A 20030-nucleotide genomic window follows, 5' to 3' on the forward strand; every position below is an offset into this window, starting at 1 on the left:
GCTGAAGCCGATCTACACCGCCCCCAACGAAGAGACCGCGAGGAAGGCGCTGGCCGAGTTCGAGGCCTCCGAGCTCGGCACGAAGTACCCGTCTGCAGCCGCGACCTGGGCGAACTCCTGGGAGCGGTTCATCCCGTTCCTGCAGTTCCCACCCATGCTCCGCAAGGTCATCTACACGACCAACAGCATCGAGTCGCTGAACTTCCAGCTACGGAAGGTGACCAAGAACCGCGGCCACTTCCCCTCGACCGAGGCGGCGGTGAAGCTGCTCTGGCTGGCGATCTGCAACATCGAAGACAAACGCGCCGCCGAACGCGCTCGGGACCGGGGCAAACCCGCCGGCCAGCGCAAAGCCCAGGGCCGGCTCGTCGAAGGCCAGGCCGTCACGAACTGGAAGCAGGCCCTCGCCCAGCTCGCCGCGGCCTACCCCGACCGGATCAACCCCTACCTGTGACCACCCCGCTTACACAGACAAGTTGACACGCCCGCGTTGGATCTTCTTGTGGTTCACCACCCACCCCTCGGCGCGGGCGTCGTGATACGCCCGCCGATACCCGTAGCGGGGATGGTCCTTCGCCCAGGCGCGCAGCCACTCCCTGAGCGCCCGATCCGGGTCCGCGACCGTGTCGCCCTTGAGCGGTCGCCGGTACGCGGAGCGGCTCAGCCCGACCAGACGGCACGCCATCCGTTCGCTCACCCGCAACTTGCGCTTGAGGTGATCGACGGCGGCGCGGCGCCTGTCCGGGCTTAGAAGTTTCCCTCAGCCAGCTCCTTGAGCGCGGYCTTCTCCAGCTCCGCTTCCGCGAGCAGACGCTTCAGGGTCGCGTTCTGCTTCTCCAGCTCCTTCAGGCGCTTTGCGTCGTCGGCCTTGAGGCCGCCGTACTGGTTCCGCCACCGGTAGTACGTCTGCTCGGACACCCCGAGCTCCCGGCACACCGCCGCGACGTCCTGACCATCGGCGAGCATCCTGTCGGCCTGCCCGAGCTTACGGACGACCTGCTCGGGGGTGTGACGCTTCCTGCTGTTCGTCATGATCTGACCAGTCTCCCTGCCCGCGACCGCGGGCAACAGGACGACTCTCATAACGACTGGACCTACGAAACGGGGTCAGCCCAGGCGGTCGCCCGGGCTCCGCGTCGACTCGCGTGCCGTGGCCAGGAGCTCGGCCAGTTCCGCGGTTCTCCGCGCTTGTTGGCAGTAGTTTCGCAGCAGCCCGACCACATTCACGAGGCCGGAGTCCTGCAGCGCAGGGCTCCGGCTTCGTCGTACCCGGCGCGGAGCAGCCTGGTCCGCCACTCTCCGTCGGTCGGGCGGGGCGGTTCAGGCCGCGAACAGCACGTGCGTGTCCGGCACGACGGCCCGGCCGCCGAGGGCCGTGAGCTCCAGCAGGCAGGCCGCGCCCACCACCTCCGCACTCCGCGCCTCGATGAGCCGCCGGCCGGCGGCGAGGGTGCCGCCCGTGGCGAGGACGTCGTCGAGCAGGAGCACCCGTGACCCGGCCCGCAGGTCCTCGGAGACCTCGATGCTCGCGGTCCCGTACTCCAGCGTGTAGTCCGCACGGGCCGCGGGAGCCGGGAGGCGCCCGGCCTTGCGCAGCGGCACGAGGCCGGTGCCGGTCAGGACGGCGGCCGCCCCGGCGAGCAGGAACCCGCGGGCCTCGAGGCCGGCCACGAGGTCGAAGCGTCCCTCGAACGGCGCCACCAGGGCCTCAACACACGCCCTCAGGGCGCGGGCGTCGGCGAGCAGGGGCGTGATGTCCTGGAAGGCCACGCCCGGGCTGGGATGGTCGGGGACCACACGGATGAGCGAGCGGGCACGGGCGATCTCGGAGGTGACGGACACGGCCTCCACTCTAGGACGGACGCCGCCCGGGCCGCGGATGTGATCGGCGTCATCGGGCGGGGAGTTTGCTCTGGCTCCCTCAGGGGAGGACAGTAGATCGGTGGAAAATCCCCAGAATCCTCTCGCGGGCCGCGTGCCCGACGTCGAGCCGTCCGCCCGCGTGGCGGCGTCGACGGCCACCCGTCCCGACGACGCCACCCCCGACTGGCTCGGCCGCCCGTTCCTCGGCCAGCCCGGCCCGCTGGCGAACCTGTTCTCCGTGGAGCTGTGGGAGCGCTTCTCCTTCTACGGCATGCAGGCCATGCTCGTGTACTACATGTCCTGGACCGCCGCGGAGGGCGGCCTCGGGATCGACCCGGCCGTGGCCACGGGCATCGTCGGCGCCTACGGCGGCATGGTGTACGTGTTCTGCATCCTCGGCGGCTGGGTCGCCGACCGCCTGCTCGGCTCCGAACGCACCATGTTCATCAGCGCCGTCGGGATCATGTTGGGCCACATCGCGCTGGCCCTCGTCCCGGGGGTCCCGGGCCTGACCCTCGGCCTCGTGCTCGTCGCCGTCGGTTCGGGCGGCCTCAAGGCCAACGCCACGAACCTCGTCGGCTCCCTGTACTCCCGCGAGGACCCCAAGCGCGACGCCGGCTTCTCCATCTTCTACATGGGCGTGAACATCGGCGCCCTCTTCGGCCCGCTGCTCACCGGCCTGGCGCGCGACACGATGGGCTTCCACGTGGGCTTCGGCCTCGCCGCCGCCGGCATGGCCATCGGCCTGGCGCAGTACGCCCTGACCCGCAAGAACCTGCCGAGCACCGTGCACCGGGTCCCGGATCCGCTGCCGCGGTCGCAGTACGGCCGCTGGGGCCTGATCGGCCTGGGCATGGTCGCCGTCGTCGTGGCCCTGTTCCTCACGGACGTCATCACCCTGGACAACCTCTCCGACGCCGTCGTCGTGCTCGCCGCCGTCGCGGCCATCGCGATCTTCGCGGTCCTGCTGACCTCGACGAAGGTCTCGGAGGAGGAGCGCTCGCGCGTGAAGGCGTTCATCCCGCTGTTCATCGGCACGTCCGTGTTCTTCGCCCTCTTCCAGCAGCAGTTCACCGTGATCGCGCTGTACTCCGAGCACCGCCTCGACCGGAACCTGTTCGGCTGGCTCATGCCCATGGAGTGGGTCAACTCCATCAACCCGATCTTCATCATCGTGTTCGCCCCGGTGTTCGCCGCGCTGTGGACCAAGCTGGGCGCCCGCCAGCCCGCCACGCCGGTGAAGTTCGGCATCGGCATCGTCCTGATCGGCATCGCCTTCCTGCTGTTCATCCCGGTGGCCGACGTCGTCGCCGTGCCGCTGCTGTGGCTGACGCTGATCCTCTTCGTCTGCACCATGGGCGAGCTTCTCGTCTCCCCGGTGGGCCTCTCCCTGGCCACCAAGGTCGCCCCGCGCAGCTTCCCGGTGATGATGGTGTCGCTGTACAACCTGTCCGTCGCCCTGGGCACGGCCCTGGCGGGCTCCCTGGCCGGCTCCTACTCGGAACAGAACGAGGTGGGCTACTTCGGCACGATCGGCGCGGTCACCCTGGGCGTGGGCCTGCTCGTGCTGGCCATCGCCAAGCCGGTGCGTCGCGGCATGCGCGGCGTGCTCTGAGCGCGCCAGTGGCGCGAATCACGCGCCGCTCGGTAGTCTGCGAGACGACGTCATCACTCCCGACCACGCAAAGGACGCGCACTCCATGAGCTCCATCCCCGAAGGCCTGAAGTACTCCGCCGAGCACGAGTGGATCGCCGAGGCCGGTGCCGCCGGCACGGTCCGCGTGGGCATCACCGACTTCGCCCAGGATGCGCTGGGTGACGTCGTGTACGTGGACCTGCCGGAGGTCGGCACCGAGGTCACCGCGGGCACCGCGGTGGGCGAGGTCGAGTCCACGAAGTCCGTCTCGGACATCTACGCCCCGGTCTCCGGCACCGTGGCCGCCGTCAACGACGAGCTCGACGGCGAGCCCGGCCTGGTCAACTCCGCCCCCTACGAGGGCGGCTGGCTGTTCGAGATCACCCTCGCGGACGAGGCCCAGCTCGAGGGCCTCATGGACGCCGAGGGCTACGCCTCGCACACCAGCTGAGCCCCGTCCGCCCTCGCCCCGCCGCTGGCCGGCGGGGCGACGGCGTCCCCTTCGTCTCTCCCTCCGGCGCCGCGGCGCCGGCCCCCGCACAGGAGCACCCCATGAACCAGCCCGGACGTGAACCGGACCTGTCCACCTCCGCCATCAACCTCACCGAGCTGGCGCCGCTGGTCTCGGCGGACCTCACCCGCGAGGAGTCGGACGCGATCCGCGCCCTCCCGGCCGGTTCCGCGCTGCTGCTCGCCCACGAAGGCCCGGACCAGTCCGCCCGCTTCCTGCTGGACGAGGACGTGGTCTCCGTGGGGCGCCACCCGGACGCGGACATCTTCCTCGACGACGTCACCGTCTCCCGTCGTCACGCGGAGTTCCGGGCCGAGGACGGCGGCCATCGGCTCGTGGACCTGAACTCCCTCAACGGCACCTTCGTGAACCACGACCGCGTGGACGAGATCCTGCTGCGCTCCGGGATGCACGTGCAGATCGGCAAGTACCGGCTCACGTACTACGCCGGACCGGCGCGGGGCTGAGCCGCCATCCCCGTGACCGATCCGCGCCCGCGCCCCGACGCCGTCCCCACCGCCCGCCCTGCGGGCCGGCTGGGCATCGGCGAGGTGGTGGCCGCCCTCGAAGCCGAATTCCCCGGCGTCTCCGCGTCCAAGGTGCGCTTCCTGGAGGAGCGTGGCCTCGTCCTGCCCGAGCGGACCCCCGCCGGCTACCGGCGCTTCCGGCCCGAGGACGTGGACCGGCTCCGGTTCGTCCTCGCCCTGCAGCGCGACCACTTCCTGCCGCTCAAGGTGATCGCCGAACACCTGGCCGCGCTGGACCGCGGTGAACGCCCCACCGGCCTGCCCGGAACCGCGGCGGTCCCGGCGTCCTCGGACGCGGATCGGCTCGGCCGCGAGGTCGCCGGGGGCCGCCGGTCGTGGACACGCGCCGAGCTCGCCGCCGAATCCGGTGCGGGCGAGGAGCTGCTGGCCGAGCTGGACCAGTACTCACTCCTGCCCGTCGATCCCGACGGCGGCTACCCGAGCCACGCGATGGACGTGGCCCGGGCCGCCGTCGTGCTCGCGGGCCACGGCCTGGAGCCGCGGCACCTGCGCCCGCTGCGGGCCGCCGCCGACCGCGAGCTGGGCCTGGTGGAGCGCGCCGTCGCCCCGCTGCAGGCCCGCCGCGATGCCGGCACCCGCCCCCGCGTGGCCCGCTCGGCACGGGAGATCGCGCAGGCCAGCCTGCGGCTGCACGCGGCCCTCGTGGCCGAGGGGCTGGAGCAGTGGGATGACTGAGCCGCGCCCCGTGCCCGCCGACGACGTCGGCGACGTGCCGCTCTCCGTGCTCGGCGTGCGCGTCGAGCTGCCCGAGCAGCACCATGTGATCCTGCTGGTGGATCCGCCCGGCCGCACGATGGTCCCGCTGTGGGTGGGCGCGCCCGAGGCCGCCGCCGCCGCGCTCGCACTCGAGGGCGTCCGCGCGCCCCGGCCCCTCACCCATGAGCTGCTCCTGGCCGCCGTCGACGCCCTGGGCGCCGAGGTCGTGCGGGTGCGGCTCACCGAGGTCCGGGACGAGGTCGTGCACGCCGAGCTCGTGCTCTCCACGGGCGCCCGGGTCGACGCCCGCGCGTCGGACGCCGTCGTGGTCGCCCTGCGCGCCGACGCCCCCGTGCTCGGCAGCCCTGCCGTGCTCGCGGACGCCGGCATGCCGGCGCGGACGGGGGAGGAGGACGCCGGCCAGGAGCGCGCCGTCGAGGACTTCCGCGACTTCCTGGACACGGTGCGCCCCGAGGACTTCGCCTGAGCGGAGCCGGCGCGACACGGCGCGGTCTCGCCGCCGGCTTCGTTGACCGTCCCCGGACCCGCGCGTACCTTCGAGGGGAAGAGGGCCCCGCCACCCGGAGCGCCTCCGTCGCCCTCCCCACGGTCACCGGGGAGCGCCGCCACGGTCACCGGCGGCACACGACGGTCGCGTCCCCCTCCCCGCACCGGGGGCCCCGCACCAGGAGGTTCCCCGTGACACCCACTGCAGGTCCTGGCCGGCCCCCCGCGCTCGGCACCCAGGGCACGCTCTTCGACGAGGGCGCGACCCGGGGCGACGACGTCGGCTTCCGCGGTCCCACCGCGTGCAAGGCCGCCGGCATCACCTATCGCCAGCTCGACTACTGGGCCCGCACGGACCTCGTGGTCCCCACGGTCCGCAGCGCCTCCGGCTCCGGCTCCCAGCGGCTCTACTCGTTCCGCGACATCCTCGTCCTCAAGGTGGTCAAGCGCCTCCTGGACACCGGCGTCTCGCTCCAGCAGATCCGCGCCGCCGTGGGCCACCTGCGCGAGCGGGGTGTCGAGGATCTGGCGCAGATCACCCTGATGAGCGACGGCGCCTCGGTGTACGAGTGCACCTCGGCGGACGAGGTCGTGGACCTCGTCCAGGGCGGCCAGGGCGTCTTCGGGATCGCCGTCGGCCGCGTGTGGCGCGAGGTCGAGGGCAGCCTCGCCGAGCTGCCCCGCGAGAGCGTGGTCGGCGCCCCCGAGCCGGGGGACGAGCTGGCCGGGCGGCGTCGGGCCCGCCGCTCCGCCTGACCCTCCACCGCGGGGCGCCCCGGAGGGCCGAGTCAGTCATCTTTCGTCTCGCAGCGGTGACTGTGCGCGACATGAGGCGGAACTCCGGCGCGGTGTGACACACTCCCAACCATGACCGCACCTGTCGAGAACTCCACCCCTCCAGAGGACGCGGCCGGGTCGACCGGAGCCGGCGCCGTCTTCTCCAAGGTCTTGGTGGCCAACCGCGGCGAGATCGCCGTACGCGCCTTCCGCGCCTGCTACGAGCTGGGCGCCCGCACCGTCGCCGTCTTCCCCTACGAGGACCGCAATTCGATCCACCGCCAGAAGGCGGACGAGGCCTACCGCATCGGCGAGGAGGGCCACCCCGTGCGCGCCTACCTCGACGTGGACGAGATCATCCGCGTGGCCAAGGACGCCGGGGCCGACGCGATCTATCCGGGCTACGGCTTCCTGTCGGAGAACGCCGGCCTGGCCCGCGCCGCGGCCGAGAACGGGATCACCTTCGTCGGCCCGCCCGCCGACGTCCTCGAGCTGACCGGCAACAAGGTCGAGGCCCTGCGCGCGGCCAAGCGTGCGGGCATCCCCACCCTGGCCTCCTCGGACCCGAGCGCCGACGTCGAGTGGCTCCTGGAGCAGGCCGAGGAGATCGGCTTCCCCATCTTCGTCAAGGCCGTCGCCGGCGGCGGCGGCCGCGGCATGCGCCGCGTCGAGCGCCGCGAGGACCTGCGCGGCTCACTCGAGGCCGCGATGCGCGAGGCGGACACCGCCTTCGGCGACCCCACCGTGTTCCTCGAGCAGGCCGTCCTGCGGCCGCGGCACATCGAGGTGCAGATCCTCGCCGACGGCGAGGGCAACGTCGTGCACCTCTTCGAGCGGGACTGCTCGCTCCAGCGCCGCCACCAGAAGGTCATCGAGATGGCCCCGGCCCCGAACCTGGACGAGGAGATCCGGCAGGCCCTGCACCGGGACGCCGTCGCCTTCGCCAAGGAGATGGGGTACGTCAACGCGGGCACCGTCGAGTTCCTCGTGGACACGGCGGGCGAGCGTGCGGGCCAGCACGTGTTCATCGAGATGAACCCCCGCATCCAGGTGGAGCACACCGTGACCGAGGAGGTCACGGACGTGGACCTGGTGGGCGCGCAGCTGCGCATCGCCGCCGGCGCCACCCTGCCCGAGCTGGGCATCACGCAGGACGCCCTCCAGGTCCGCGGCTTCGCCATCCAGTGCCGCATCACCACCGAGGACCCGGCCAACGGCTTCCGCCCGGACATCGGCACCATCACCGCCTACCGCTCGGCCGGCGGCTCCGGTGTGCGCCTCGACGGCGGCACCATCTACGCCGGTGCGGAGATCAGCCCGCACTTCGACTCCATGCTGGTCAAGCTCACCTGCCGCGGACGCGACTACGCCACGGCCGTGCGCCGCGTGCGCCGCGCCCTGGCAGAGTTCCGCGTGCGCGGCGTGGCCACCAACATCCCCTTCCTGATGAACGTGATGGACGACCCGCAGTTCCTCAGCGGCGACGTCGCCACGGACTTCATCGACAAGCACCCCGAGCTGGCCACGGTGAACCGCTCCCAGGACCGCGGCTCCAAGGCCCTGCAGTACCTCGTGGACGTCACCGTCAACCAGCCGCACGGCCCGCGCGTCGAGGGCATCGACCCCCGCGACCGCCTCCCCGAGCACCCGGGCGACAAGCACCAGGAGCCGGACCGCTCGCCCTTCGACGGCCCGAGCCGGAACGAGGACGCGGTGCCCCCGCACGGCTGGCGTCAGGTGCTGCTGGCGCAGGGCCCCGAGGGCTTCGCCCGCACCCTGCGTGAGCAGACAGCGCTGGCCGTCACGGACACCACGTTCCGCGACGCCCACCAGTCCCTGCTGGCCACCCGCGTCCGCACGCGCGACCTGCTGGCCGCCGCGCCCGCCGTCGCGCACACCCTGCCGGGGCTGCTCTCCGTGGAGGCCTGGGGCGGGGCGACGTACGACGTCGCGCTGCGCTTCCTCCACGAGGACCCGTGGCAGCGCCTCGAGCTGCTGCGCGCGGAGCTGCCGAACATCCCGATCCAGATGCTGCTGCGCGGCCGCAACACGGTGGGCTACACGCCGTACCCCACCGAGGTGACGGACGCGTTCGTGGCCGAGGCCGCGGCGTCCGGCGTCGACGTGTTCCGCATCTTCGACGCCCTCAACGACGTCGAGCAGATCACCCCGGCCATCGAGGCGGTGCGTGCCACGGGCACCGCCGTGGCCGAGGCGGCCCTGTGCTACACGGGCAACATGACGGACCCGAAGGAGACGCTCTACACGCTCGACTACTACCTGGGCCTCGCCCGCCGGATGGTCGACGCCGGCGCCCACGTCCTGGCGATCAAGGACATGGCGGGCCTGCTGCGGCCCGCCGCCGCGCGCGAGCTCGTCACCGCCCTGCGCGCCGAGTTCGACCTGCCCGTGCACCTGCACACGCACGACACCGCCGGCGGCCAGCTGGCCACCCTGCTCGCGGCGGCGGAGGCCGGCGTGGACGCCGTCGACGCGGCCACCGCGTCCATGGCGGGCACCACGAGCCAGGTGCCGCTGTCCGCCCTGGTCGCGGCGCTCGAGCACACCGAGCGGGACACCGGTCTCGGCCTCGAGGCCGCCACCGCGATGGAGCCCTACTGGGAGTCCGTCCGCTCGGCGTACGCGCCCTTCGAGGCGGGGCTGCCCGCCCCGACCGGCCGCGTGTACCACCACGAGATCCCGGGCGGCCAGCTGTCCAACCTGCGCACGCAGGCGATCGCGCTCGGCCTGGGGGAGCGGTTCGAGGCCATCGAGTCGATGTACGCCGCGGCCGACGACCTGCTCGGCCACCTCGTCAAGGTCACCCCGTCCTCCAAGGTGGTGGGCGATCTGGCGCTGCAGCTGGTCGGCTCCGGCGTGGACCCGAAGGAGTTCGCGGAGCGTCCGCAGGAGTTCGACATCCCGGACTCCGTGATCGGCTTCCTGCGCGGCGAGCTCGGCGACCCGCCCGGCGGCTGGCCGGAGCCCTTCCGGACCAAGGCCCTCCAGGGTCGCCGCGAGGGCGCGGGCATGGTGGAGATCTCCGCGGAGGACTCGAGCGCCCTCGCCGAGGCCGGACAGACCCGCCGCGCGGTGCTGAACCGCCTGCTCTTCCCCGGCCCCACGAAGGAGTTCGAGGCGCACCGCGAGGAGTTCGGGGACACCGTCACCCTGCACACCCGCGACTTCCTCTACGGCCTCGTCCCCGGGCGTGAGCACGTCATCTCGCTCGGACGCGGTGTCCGGCTGCTCGCCACCCTCATGTCCGTCTCCGAGCCGGACGAGAAGGGCATGCGCACGGTGATGGTCACCCTGAACGGCCAGCTGCGCCAGATGACCGTCCGGGACCGCTCGATCGAGTCCACCGTGCGGACCGCGGAGAAGGCGGACCCCGGCACCCCCGGCCACGTCGCCGCCCCGTTCGCGGGCTCGGTCACCGTCCAGGTGGCCGAGGGCGACGCCGTCGAGGTCGGCCAGGCGGTGGCCACGATCGAGGCGATGAAGATGGAGGCCACGATCACGGCCCAGGCTGCGGGCACCGTGCGCCGCGTGGTCACGGAGGGCGTCACGCCCGTCAACGGCGGAGACCTGCTGCTCGTGATCGAGTGAGCCCCGCGTGAGCCCGCCGCCGGCGGGCCGCCCCACGGGCCCGGACGCCACCGCGTCCGGGCCCGTGCCTATCCTGGGAGGCATGGCCACCTCTGCGGAACACCACGACCTGCTCATCATCGGCTCCGGATCGGGGAACTCCCTGATCAGCGAACACTGGAAGGGCCGGAGCGTCGTGATCGCCGACTCCGGCACGTTCGGCGGCACCTGCCTGAACGTCGGCTGCATCCCCACCAAGATGTACGCCTACCCGGCCGGCCTGGCCGCGCTGCCCCCCGAGGCCCGGAGCCTCGGGGTGGGGCTGGAGTTCACGGGCGCCGACTTCCCGGCCATCCGGGACCGCATCTTCACGCGCATCGACGGCATCAGCCGCGACGGGCTCCGCTACCGCCGGGACGATCTGGACTACACGAGCGTGATCCAGGAGGAGGTCCGCTTCGTCGGCCCCCGCCGCGTGCGCACCGCCTCGGGCCGGGAGATCACGGCGGACCAGGTGGTGGTCGCCGCGGGGTCTCGGCCCACCCTCCCGGCGATCCCGGGCCTGGACCTGCCGTCGGTGCACACCTCGGACACCGTCATGCGGATGGATCGGCTACCGCGGCGGCTGCTCGTGGTGGGCGGCGGGTTCATCGCCTGCGAGTTCGCCTCCGTCTTCGCCGGGCTGGGGACCGAGGTCGTCCAGGTCAACCGCGGCCACCGGCTGCTCAAGCAGCACGACATGTCCGTGTCCACGACGTTCACGAAGATCGCTGCCCGACGGTGGGACCTGCGCACGGGGTGGACCCTGGCCGGGATCGAACCGGTCGAGGACGCCGAGCGGGCCGCGGACGGCTGGGTCCGGGTGCACCTGGATCGCGCGGAGGGCCAGGAGCAGACCGGCATCGTGGAGGAGGCCATCGAGGCGGACGCGGTGCTGATCGCGGTCGGCCGGACGCCCAACACGGACCGCCTCGACCCCGCCGCCGCGGGACTGGACGTCACCGACGGCGGCGTCCTGGCCAGCGACCAGCACCAGCGCGCGCTCTCCGACGGTGCTCCGGTGGAGGGGGTCTACGTGCTCGGGGATGTCGCCAACACGTGGCAGCTCAAGCACGTGGCCAACCACGAGGCCCGCGTCATCGCGCACAACCTGGAGCATCCGGACGACCTCCGCGCCAACACGCTCGGCCCCGTGCCGGCGGCCGTGTTCACCCATCCGCAGGCGGCCTCCGTCGGGCTCACGGTGGAACAGGCGCTCGCCGACTACGGCGCGGACGCGATCACGGTGAAGACCCAGTCCTTCGGGGACGTCGCCTACGGCTGGGCCATGGAGGACACCGAGGGCGTGTGCACCGTCGTCGCGGAGAAGGCCACGGGACGGATCCTGGGCGGGCACATCCTGGGGCACGAGGCCGCGAACCTCATCCAGCCGCTCGTGACCGGCATGGCGTTCGGCATCGACGCCCACCGGCTCGCGCGGGGCCAGTACTGGCCCCACCCGGCCCTCACCGAGGTCGTCGAGAACGCGCTGCTGGGCCTGGACGTGCCGGACTCCGGTCTGCTCTGACCGGACCCGCGGGGACGACGACGCCCGGCCGCGGGGGCCGGGCGCCGTCGTCGAGGGGCGTTCAGTTCTGCGGGGCGGGCTCCCCGTAGATGTCCGCGATCTGCGCGGCGAAGTCCTTCATGATCGCCGACCGGCGCATCTTCAGGGACGGGGTCACATGGCCCTCCTCCAGGGAGAAGTCGCGGTCGAGGATGCGGAACTCCCGGATCCCCTCGGCGCGCGAGACCAGGCTGTTGGCCTTGTCCACGGCCTCCTGGATGTGACGGCGCACCGCGTCCTCGCGTGCGGCCGCAGCGACGTCGAGGTCCTTCGGCAGCCCGTTCGCGGCGAGCCACGCGGGCAGGGTGTCGGTGTCGAGGGTGACGATCGCCGCGATGAAGGGCTTGCCGTCGCCGACCACCATCACCTGGGAGACGAGCGCGTCGCTGCGGATCGCGTCCTCGAGCATCGCCGGTGCCACGTTCTTGCCGCCGGCCGTCACCAGCAGCTCCTTCTTGCGGCCGGTGATCGTGAGGAAGCCGTCGTCGTCCAGGGCCCCGAGGTCGCCGGTGCGGAACCAGCCGTCCTCGAAGGCCTCCTCGTTCGCCTCCGGCCGGTTGTGGTAGCCGCGCATCAGCGACGTGCCGCGCGTGAGGATCTCGCCGTCCTCGGCGATCCGCACCTGGTTGCCGCCGAGGGGGTGTCCGACCGTGCCGATCTTCAGCCGGTCCGGCCGGCCCACGGTGATGGGGGCCGTCGTCTCGGTGAGGCCGTAGCCCTCGAGGATGGTCACGCCCACGCCGCGGAAGAAGTGCGCCAGGTCGGTGGAGAGGGGGCCGCCGCCGGAGACCGCGTACGCGAGCCGGCCGCCCATGGCCGTCCGGATCCGGCGGTAGACCAGCGCGGAGTAGAACGCGCGCTGCAGCCGCAGGGGCGCCGTCATCTGGCCCGAGTCCAGCGCCCGGGACCAGCGGATCGCCACGTCCGCGCCACGGCGGAAGATCTTCTCCTTGCCGCCGCTCTGCGCGTTGAGCAGCGCCGCGTTGTAGATCTTCTCGAACACGCGCGGCACGGCCAGCACGAAGCTCGGCTGGAAGGTCTGCAGCGAGACCGAGAGCCGCTTGATGTCCGAGACGTGCCCGCAGCGTGCGCCCGCGGCGACGGTGAGCACCGAGACGAAGCGCGCGAACACGTGCGCCAGGGGGATGAACAGCACGGTGGAGGTGTCCTCGCGGACGACGTCGCCGAGCGAGGAGGACAGGGTCTGGTTGACGAGCTCCGCGAAGTTCTCGTGCGTGAGCTCGCAGCCCTTGGGCCGGCCCGTGGTGCCGGAGGTGTAGATGATGGTCGCCAGGTCGGCCAGGCCGGCGGAGGACCGGCGCGTCTCGAGCTCCTCATCGGTGACGTCCGCGCCCAGGGCGACGAGCGCCTCGAGGCCGGAGCCGGGGGCGCCGTCGGCCGGGTCCATCGTCCACAGGCCGATCAGCTCCGGCAGGCCCTCGCGCTGCACCGCGTCCCGCACCGTCTTGGCGAGGTCCTCGTTCCCGGTCACGACGGCGCGCACGTCCGAGTCCTCGATGATCCAGGACACCTGGCTGACGGAGGAGGTCTCGTACACGGGCACGGTGACCGCGCCGGCATACCAGATGGCGAAGTCGACCAGTGTCCACTCCAGGCGGGTGGAGGCCAGGAGACCGACCGTCTCCCCGGGCTGGATCCCGGCGGCGATGAGCCCCTTGGCCAGGGCCCGCACGCGTTCGCGGGCGTCCCGGGCGGAGACGTCCGTCCACTGGTCCTGCGCGTCGGGCACCGCGAAGAGGCCGTGGTCGGGACGCTCCGTGGCCTGGCGTTCCAGGAAGTCCGTGATGTTCGCCTCCGGGGACAGGCGGGGGTGGTACGGCTCGCTGATCTCGTGCATGGGACTCCTCGGGCGTCGGGTCGGTCCCGCCGACCGATGGTCGGCGGAACGGAAGTATGTGTGAGTCGTGTCACGCACACTCTACAACCGGCAGCGGCAGGGTCCGGGCGCGACTCAGTGCGTCGTCATGGCGGCGACCGCGCTCCGGCCGTGGTCGATCAGCAGCGGCAGGTCGTAGTCGAGCGTGGCGACGTGGCGGCTGCGGGGCAGTCCCACCACCTCCACGGGGGCCTGGCGCAGGCCCCGCACCAGGGTCCGGTGGCTCGAGGCGGGCACGACGGCGTCGCGGGCGGACCGGTAGACCGTCACGGGAGCGGTGATCCGCGGCAGGGCGCGGCGGGCGGCCCGCTGGATGCGGCCGAGGGCGGCGACGCCGGCCACCGGCGTGCGGGGGTAGGCGCGCTCGCGCGCCGTCGGGTCCGCGATGTCGTCCGCGATCGGGGCGACCGTGGGGACGAACGGGGCCAGCAGCGGGGCGAAGGGGGCGAGCGGGCTGGCGAAGCGCAGCGCGGGGTTCACCACGAGCACCCCGGCCACGGGTCGGTGGGCGGCGGCGTCCAGCGCGAGGGCGCCGCCCATCGAGATGCCCGCCATGACCACGCGGCCGTGTCGGGCGAGCTCGAGGTCCACGACGGCCCGGACGGCGGCGCGGATCTCGTCCGCACCGGTGGCGGCGAGGTCCTCCCACCGGGTGCCGTGCCCCGGCAGCAGGGGCACGCTCACGGGGGAGCCGCCTGCCGCGAGCCCCTCGGCCCAGGCGCGGACGGAGGCCGGAGTCGAGGTGAACCCGTGCAGGAGCACGACGCAGTGGTCGCGCCGGGCGGGAGCGGCGGGCATGAGGCGCAGGGGGAGGTCTTCGGGGGCGACGGCGACGGGGCGGGGCATGGTGCCAGGATAAGGCAGGCGGACCATACGATGGGCAGGCACCCGACCGCCCCGACCGGAAGGCCCTCGTGTCCACGTTCTACTGGTCCGCCAAGACGTTCGCCGTGGCTCCGGCCACCCGCCTGCTGTTCCGCCCCTGGGTGAAGGGCCTCGGGAACGTGCCGGCCGAGGGCCCGGCGATCCTGGCCAGCAACCACCTGTCCGTCTCGGACTCGGTGTTCATGCCGGCCATGCTCGACCGCCAGGTGCACTTCCTGGCCAAGCACGAGTACTTCACCGGCCCGGGCGTGAAGGGCTGGGTCACCCGCCGGTTCTTCGAGGCCGCGAACCAGCTGCCCATGGACCGCTCCGGCGGAGAGGCGTCCCTGCGCTCGCTGAACGCGGGCCTCGAGGCGCTGCGGGAGGGCCGGCTGCTCGGGATCTACCCGGAGGGCACCCGCAGCCCGGACGGGCGGCTGCACCGCGGCAAGATCGGCGTGGCCAAGCTCGCGCTGGCCTCGGGCGCGCCCGTGGTGCCCATCGCGATGATCGGCACGGACCGGGTCCAGCCGATCGGCCACGTGCTGCCGCGGATCCGGCGCCTGGGCATGATCTTCGGTGAGCCGCTGGACTTCTCCGACCGTGCCGAGGCCGCCGGCGACCCCCGGGTGCTGCGGGAGGTGACGGACGAGATCATGGAGGCCATCCGGCGCCTGTCGGGCCAGGAGTACGTGGACACCTACGCGGCGGACGTGAAGGCGGGCCGTACGGCCGCTCCGCCACGCGCCCGCGACTGAGCGGGGCCCGCGCGTCGTCATCCGGGGACGCCCAGACCGGGGCGCGGCACGCGGCCCCTAGCCTGGTGCACATGACTGAAGACCCCCGCGAGAAGATCCTGGCCTTCGGCACCGCCATCTCGGAGGGCGCCGCCGACATCCCCGGCCTGGACCACTGGCGCTCGCTGCCGATCGCGCAGGCGCCGTCCTGGGCGGACGAGGCCGATCACCGCGCCGCCGTCGCCGAGCTGAGCGCCCTGCCCCCGCTCGTCTTCGCGGGCGAGGTCGACCTGCTGGGCGCCCGTCTGGCCGACGTCGCCCAGGGCCGCGCGTTCCTCCTGCAGGGCGGCGACTGCGCCGAGACGTTCGCCGGGTCCACCGCCAACCGGATCAGCGCCCGGGTGAAGACCATCCTGCAGATGGCCGCGGTGCTGACCTACGGCGCCTCCATGCCCGTCGTGAAGATGGGCCGGATCGCCGGCCAGTTCGCCAAGCCGCGGTCCTCGGACACGGAGACCCGCGGCGGCGTCACCCTGCCCAGCTTCCGCGGCGAGATCGTGAACGGCTACGAGTTCACCGAGCAGGCACGCCGGCACGACGCCCGACGGATGGTGCAGGCGTACCACACCTCCGCCTCCACCCTGAACCTGGTCCGCGCCTTCACCCAGGGCGGCTTCGCCGATCTGCGCAGCGTGCACCAGTGGAACCAGGGCTTCATGGCCAACCCGGCCTACGCCCAGTACGAGGAGATGGCCGCCGAGATCGACCGCGCGGTCCGCTTCATGAACGCCGCGGGCGTGGACTTCGAGGCCATGCGCCGCACCGAGTTCTACTCGGCCCACGAGGCGCTCCTGCTCGACTACGAACGCGCCCTGACCCGCGTGGACTCGCGCAGCGGCGACCCCTACGCCACGAGCGCCCACTTCCTGTGGATCGGCGAGCGCACCCGCCAGGTGGACGGCGCCCACGTCGACTTCCTCTCCCGGGTCCGCAACCCGATCGGCGTGAAGCTCGGCCCGACCACCACGGTCGCGGACGCGCTCGAGCTCGCGGAGCGGCTGGACCCGGAGCGCGAGCCGGGCCGCCTGACCTTCATCACCCGCATGGGTGCGGAGCGGATCCGGGACGTGCTCCCCGGCATCGTCGAGGGCGTCCGGGACGCGGGGCTGGAGCCGGTGTGGGTCACCGACCCCATGCACGGCAACACCGTGACCGCGGCCAACGGCTACAAGACCCGCCGGTTCGAGGACGTGATGGACGAGGTCAGCGGCTTCTTCGAGGTGCACCGCGAGCTCGGCACGCATCCGGGCGGCATGCACGTCGAGCTGACCGGCGACGACGTCGCCGAGTGCCTGGGCGGCTCCGACCCGATCAACGAGGCCGACTTCGACGCCCGCTACGAGACGCTGTGCGACCCGCGGCTGAACCACCAGCAGTCCCTGGAGATGGCGTTCAAGGTCACCGAGGCCCTCTCCCACCCCGAGCGTCGCGCGCCGCGGGCCTGACCGCGCGGCCGGGCACGCCCCGGCTCAGCCGACCCAGACGTGGACCGCGGTGCCCTCGGGCAGGGCGGTCCCGGCGGCGGGGGACTGGTGCAGGACCCGGGACTCGCCCCGGCCGGCGAGCGGCAGCGGCAGGCGATGCACGCGGGCGTCCCAGCCGTCGTCCGCCAGCGTCGTGCGCGCCGTCTCCGGATCCTGCCCGGTCACGTCCGGCACCGGGCGCACGGCGCGGCCCTCGGAGAGCACCACGCGGACCGCGGTGCCCGGCGTCGCCTGCTCGCCGGGGGCCGGGTGCTGCTCGATCACGGCCCCGGCCGGCACCGCGGGATCGGTGCGGCGCTCCGCGACCTCCACGGTGAATCGGGCGTCCCGGGCCACGCCGTGGGCCCGCCGGATCACGACGCCGGTCAGGTCCGGCACCGGCACCGGCGCGGGGCCGGCGGAGACGGTGAGCTCGACGGGGGTGCCGCGCCCCGCCGGCTCCCCGGCCGCGGGCGAGCTGGCGACGACCGTGCCCTCCGTGCGGAGTTCGTCGTGCCGGGCCGTGACCGCCGCGGTGAAGCCCGCGGCGGTCAGCCGTTCCTCCGCCGCCTCCCGGGCCAGCCCGTCGAGGTCGGGGACCACCGCCACGCCACCGACTCCGAGGCCGCCGGAGCCCAGCGTCCAGCCCAGCAGCAGGGCGACGCCGGTGAGCAGCAGGGTCACGGCCGCGCCGATCGCCGCGGCCCGGCCGGTGCCCTGGCCGAGGTCGAGGGCGGGGCGGCGGGCCGCCCGACGCAGCCGCCGCGGGGACTCGCGCCCCGGATGCCGGTCCGCCGGAGCGGGGTCGAGCCCGAGCGGGCCGATCGGCTCCGCCGGATGCGCGGCGGGCCGCCGGTCGGCCCCGCGCGTCGCCGCACGGGTGTCGATGACGTCGGTCATGTCCGCGTCGAGGTCGGACTCGGCCAGGGCGGGGAGCACGCGCGTCGCGTGGTGGTCGCCGGCGTCGAGGGCCCGGGTCTGCAGGTTCCCGTCCGGGGCTGCGTCCTCAGGGCCATCGGCGGCGGGGGCGGCCACCGCCGGCTCCGCGCCCGGACCCTCGGCGGGGTGGCGGTCCGGTTCGTCGGGGTCCAGGCCCGCCGCCACGGCGTCGATGCGGTGCAGGAGCTCGCCGGCACCGGCGGGCCGGTCGGCCGGGTCCGGCTCGGTGCACCACAGCACGAGGTCGTCGAGATCCTCGGGGAGCCCGGGGTGCAGCGTGGACGGCACGGGGACCCGCTCGTGGACATGCCGGTAGGCGACCTGCAGCGCGGTCGCCGCGGTGTACGGCTGGCGGCCCGTGAGCAGCTCGAACAGGATGATGCCCACGGCGTACACGTCGGAGCGGGCGTCGGCGGGCGCCCCGGCGATGTGCTCGGGGGCGAGGTAGGCGGGCGTGCCCACGACGGCCTGCCCGGCCATGGTGTGGGCCGTGGCGGCGCGGGACAGGCCGAAGTCCGCGACCGTCACCCGGCCGTCGTCGCGGACGAGCACGTTCTCGGGCTTCACGTCCCGGTGCACCAGCCCGGCGCGGTGCGCGGCGGCCAGGCCGTCGACGAGCGGACGCAGGAACCGCAGCGCCTCCCGGGGCGAGAGCGGTGCACGGTCCCGGATGACGGCGCGCAGCGTGCGGCCGGGCACGTGCTCCATCACGAGGTAGGCCAGCACGTCGCCGTCCTCGGCCTCGGTGTGGCCCTGGTCCAGGACCGCGACGACGTGGGGGTGGGACAGCCGCGCCGTCGTCTTGGCCTCCTGCTCGAACCGGCCGACGAGGACGGGGTCCTCCGCCAGGTGCGGGTGCATGACCTTGAGCGCCACCTGGCGGTCGAGACGCTCGTCCACGGCCAGGTAGACGGTGGACATGCCGCCCCGGGCCAGCCGCTCGACGACCCGGTAGCGGCCGTCGACGATGCCCCCCACGAGGGGGTCCCGGCGTGCGCTGCTCATCGTCCCAGGGTAGGACAGGCGGCGGACCCCCTCGGGGCGGCCCGCCGCCGGCGGATCAGAACATCGCCATCGCGGCGCGCACCTTGGCCACGTAGTCCCGTGCCTCCGGGTTCAAGCCGCTGTCCAGCACTCCGCCGAGGCCCTGGTAGTAGGCCCCGATGCCCTGGTCGAGGGTGGGGGTGCGGTCCTGCACGTACTTGATGAACGCGATGCCGGCCACCGCGTTGTCGTGGGGGTCCAGCAGGTTCAGCTCGCGGCCCACCAGCTCCGAGGCGAACTCGCCCGTGATCGGGATGACCTGCATCGCCCCCACGGCGTTGCCGGGGGAGACCGAGGCCATGCGGAAGCGGGACTCGGTGTACGCGTGGCCCAGGGCCAGGCGGGGGTCCACGCCCATCCGCTCGGCGGTCTCGCGGACGATCTGCTGCATCTGCTCGGGGGTGGGCTGCGGGACGGAGCGCAGCAGGCGTAGGTTCTCGTTCGCCGAGGCCGTGACGTGCGGCGCGTAGGTGCGCCCGAGGAAGGTGTCGCCGACCGCCTGGACGGCGGAGACCGGCTCCACCTCGAGGGTGCCGTCGGAGATCACGAGCACGTCGCCGGGGTGCAGCGTCGAGGCCCGCGTCAGGCCGTTGAGCTCGCGCAGACGGGGGATGGAGACCTCGAACCGCTGGGAGATCCCCCAGAGGGAGTCGCCGGAGACCACGGTGTACCGGACCGTCCCGCCGGCCGCCGCCGGGGCCGTCGACGCCGGCGCGGAGGCCGGGGTCGTGGCCGGGGTGGTCGACGCGGGGGCCTTCGGCGCGGCGGCCGTGCGCTGCGTGGTCAGGACCATGCCCGGGTGGAGCATGCTCGACTCACCCATGCCGTTGAGGCGCTGCAGCTGCGCGGCGGAGACACCGGTGCGGCGGGCGATGACCCACCACCCGTCGTTCGGCTGCACCGTGTAGGTCCCGGCGGCCGGGGCCGGGGCCGCCGCGCCGGTCAGGCGGAGCTCGTCACCCGGGTAGAGCACGGTCTCCAGGCCCAGGCCGTTGAACCGCAGCAGGTCGGCGACGGAGACGCCGCGGGCGGCCGAGATCCGGGTGAGGGTGTCGCCCGGGCGCACGGTGTGCACCGCCGCCTCCTGGGCGTGGGCCTGGGTGGGCAGAGCGGTGAGCAGCAGCAGGGGCACCGCGCCGCCGGTCAGGACGGAGCGCAGGCGGCGGGAGCGGACGGGGTGTGGGACACGGCAGACCTCGGCATCGGATCGGACGGATGGAACACGACGGGGAAGTGACGGGCGGGACCCGTGGCCCCCCGCGGTCGACCGACGACGTCGGCGCCCGGCCGTGGA

The 20030-nt window shown here is 73.4% G+C and carries 16 protein-coding genes and 1 pseudogene; 11 read left to right on the forward strand and 6 right to left on the reverse strand.

What is annotated here, in order from left to right; translation table 11 throughout:
• Positions 1-454: transposase (locus G6R13_RS07060; protein WP_205521340.1), on the forward strand; the 454-nt coding region annotated here is incomplete at its 5' end.
• A gap of 33 nt (positions 455-487) precedes the next feature.
• On the opposite strand, the pseudogene G6R13_RS07065 reads toward G6R13_RS07060, so the two are convergent.
• Together G6R13_RS07065 and G6R13_RS07070 are read right to left on the reverse strand one after the other, a co-directional pair.
• Positions 488-1032, reverse strand: a pseudogene (locus G6R13_RS07065) (transposase); the annotation flags it as partial.
• 288 nt (positions 1033-1320) lie between these two features.
• Entirely contained in the window at positions 1321-1842 is a 522-nt protein-coding gene (locus G6R13_RS07070; protein ID WP_063189749.1) for an adenine phosphoribosyltransferase, read from the reverse strand.
• Between the two features lie 100 nt (positions 1843-1942).
• On the opposite strand from G6R13_RS07070, the gene G6R13_RS07075 reads away from it, so the two are divergent.
• The 8 genes from G6R13_RS07075 (at position 1943) to G6R13_RS07110 (ending at position 11693) form a co-directional block, all read left to right on the forward strand.
• On the forward strand, positions 1943-3478 hold the full coding sequence (locus tag G6R13_RS07075) for a peptide MFS transporter (RefSeq protein ID WP_144879632.1): 1536 nt from the start codon (positions 1943-1945) through the stop codon (positions 3476-3478).
• 85 nt (positions 3479-3563) lie between these two features.
• Entirely contained in the window at positions 3564-3950 is a 387-nt protein-coding gene (gcvH, locus tag G6R13_RS07080) for a glycine cleavage system protein GcvH (protein ID WP_002854607.1), read from the forward strand.
• Between the two features lie 101 nt (positions 3951-4051).
• Complete coding sequence (locus G6R13_RS07085; protein WP_002854606.1) at positions 4052-4477, forward strand: FHA domain-containing protein; 426 nt, start codon at positions 4052-4054, stop codon at positions 4475-4477.
• Positions 4478-4489: 12 nt separating this feature from the next.
• Positions 4490-5233: a MerR family transcriptional regulator gene (locus tag G6R13_RS07090; RefSeq protein ID WP_044659482.1), complete on the forward strand. Its 744-nt coding sequence runs from the start codon at positions 4490-4492 to the stop codon at positions 5231-5233.
• Positions 5226-5741: a bifunctional nuclease family protein gene (locus G6R13_RS07095; protein ID WP_002854604.1), complete on the forward strand. Its 516-nt coding sequence runs from the start codon at positions 5226-5228 to the stop codon at positions 5739-5741. The genes G6R13_RS07090 and G6R13_RS07095 overlap by 8 nt, the downstream gene beginning before the upstream one ends.
• A 212-nt stretch (positions 5742-5953) precedes the next feature.
• Positions 5954-6517 carry a MerR family transcriptional regulator gene (locus G6R13_RS07100; RefSeq protein WP_135019669.1) on the forward strand — a complete coding sequence of 188 codons (564 nt, stop codon included), beginning with the start codon at positions 5954-5956 and terminating at the stop codon, positions 6515-6517.
• 111 nt (positions 6518-6628) lie between these two features.
• Positions 6629-10147, forward strand: a complete 3519-nt coding sequence (locus G6R13_RS07105) for a pyruvate carboxylase (RefSeq protein WP_163721303.1) — start codon at positions 6629-6631, stop codon at positions 10145-10147.
• 82 nt (positions 10148-10229) lie between these two features.
• A complete protein-coding gene (locus G6R13_RS07110) occupies positions 10230-11693 on the forward strand; it encodes a mycothione reductase (RefSeq protein WP_163721305.1) in 1464 nt (487 codons plus the stop codon).
• Between the two features lie 61 nt (positions 11694-11754).
• Here G6R13_RS07110 and G6R13_RS07115 read toward each other — a convergent pair whose 3' ends face one another.
• Together G6R13_RS07115 and G6R13_RS07120 are read right to left on the reverse strand one after the other, a co-directional pair.
• Positions 11755-13590 (reverse strand): AMP-dependent synthetase/ligase, encoded by a 1836-nt coding sequence (locus G6R13_RS07115; protein ID WP_163721307.1) that lies wholly within the window; start codon positions 13588-13590, stop codon positions 11755-11757.
• A 114-nt stretch (positions 13591-13704) separates the two neighbouring features.
• A complete protein-coding gene (locus G6R13_RS07120; RefSeq protein WP_036316677.1) occupies positions 13705-14475 on the reverse strand; it encodes an alpha/beta fold hydrolase in 771 nt (256 codons plus the stop codon).
• Positions 14476-14543: 68 nt separating this feature from the next.
• Here G6R13_RS07120 and G6R13_RS07125 point away from each other — a divergent pair, with 68 nt between their 5' ends.
• Both G6R13_RS07125 and G6R13_RS07130 read left to right on the forward strand, forming a co-directional pair.
• A complete protein-coding gene (locus G6R13_RS07125; RefSeq protein ID WP_145951446.1) occupies positions 14544-15251 on the forward strand; it encodes a lysophospholipid acyltransferase family protein in 708 nt (235 codons plus the stop codon).
• A 71-nt stretch (positions 15252-15322) separates the two neighbouring features.
• A complete protein-coding gene (locus G6R13_RS07130) occupies positions 15323-16735 on the forward strand; it encodes a 3-deoxy-7-phosphoheptulonate synthase class II (protein ID WP_159833223.1) in 1413 nt (470 codons plus the stop codon).
• A gap of 24 nt (positions 16736-16759) precedes the next feature.
• Here G6R13_RS07130 and pknB read toward each other — a convergent pair whose 3' ends face one another.
• On the reverse strand, positions 16760-18697 hold the full coding sequence (gene pknB, locus G6R13_RS07135; protein WP_240335718.1) for a Stk1 family PASTA domain-containing Ser/Thr kinase: 1938 nt from the start codon (positions 18695-18697) through the stop codon (positions 16760-16762).
• 55 nt (positions 18698-18752) lie between these two features.
• Positions 18753-19868: a LysM peptidoglycan-binding domain-containing protein gene (locus tag G6R13_RS07140; protein ID WP_240335719.1), complete on the reverse strand. Its 1116-nt coding sequence runs from the start codon at positions 19866-19868 to the stop codon at positions 18753-18755.
• Between the last annotated feature and the right edge of the window lie 162 nt (positions 19869-20030).

This window comes from Micrococcus sp. Alg238-R198 (assembly GCF_900537135.1).
GTDB classification, from domain to species: domain Bacteria; phylum Actinomycetota; class Actinomycetes; order Actinomycetales; family Micrococcaceae; genus Micrococcus; species Micrococcus luteus.

Coding starts and splice junctions, on each gene's coding strand:
- gcvH (WP_002854607.1), top strand. CDS start 3,564: ATGAGCTCCATCCCCGAAGGCCTGAAGTACTCCGCCGAGCACGAGTGG.
- G6R13_RS07085 (WP_002854606.1), top strand. CDS start 4,052: ATGAACCAGCCCGGACGTGAACCGGACCTGTCCACCTCCGCCATCAAC.
- G6R13_RS07095 (WP_002854604.1), top strand. CDS start 5,226: ATGACTGAGCCGCGCCCCGTGCCCGCCGACGACGTCGGCGACGTGCCG.
- G6R13_RS07105 (WP_163721303.1), top strand. CDS start 6,629: ATGACCGCACCTGTCGAGAACTCCACCCCTCCAGAGGACGCGGCCGGG.
- G6R13_RS07110 (WP_163721305.1), top strand. CDS start 10,230: ATGGCCACCTCTGCGGAACACCACGACCTGCTCATCATCGGCTCCGGA.
- G6R13_RS07115 (WP_163721307.1), bottom strand. CDS start 13,590: ATGCACGAGATCAGCGAGCCGTACCACCCCCGCCTGTCCCCGGAGGCG.
- G6R13_RS07120 (WP_036316677.1), bottom strand. CDS start 14,475: ATGCCCCGCCCCGTCGCCGTCGCCCCCGAAGACCTCCCCCTGCGCCTC.
- G6R13_RS07130 (WP_159833223.1), top strand. CDS start 15,323: ATGACTGAAGACCCCCGCGAGAAGATCCTGGCCTTCGGCACCGCCATC.
- pknB (WP_240335718.1), bottom strand. CDS start 18,697: ATGAGCAGCGCACGCCGGGACCCCCTCGTGGGGGGCATCGTCGACGGC.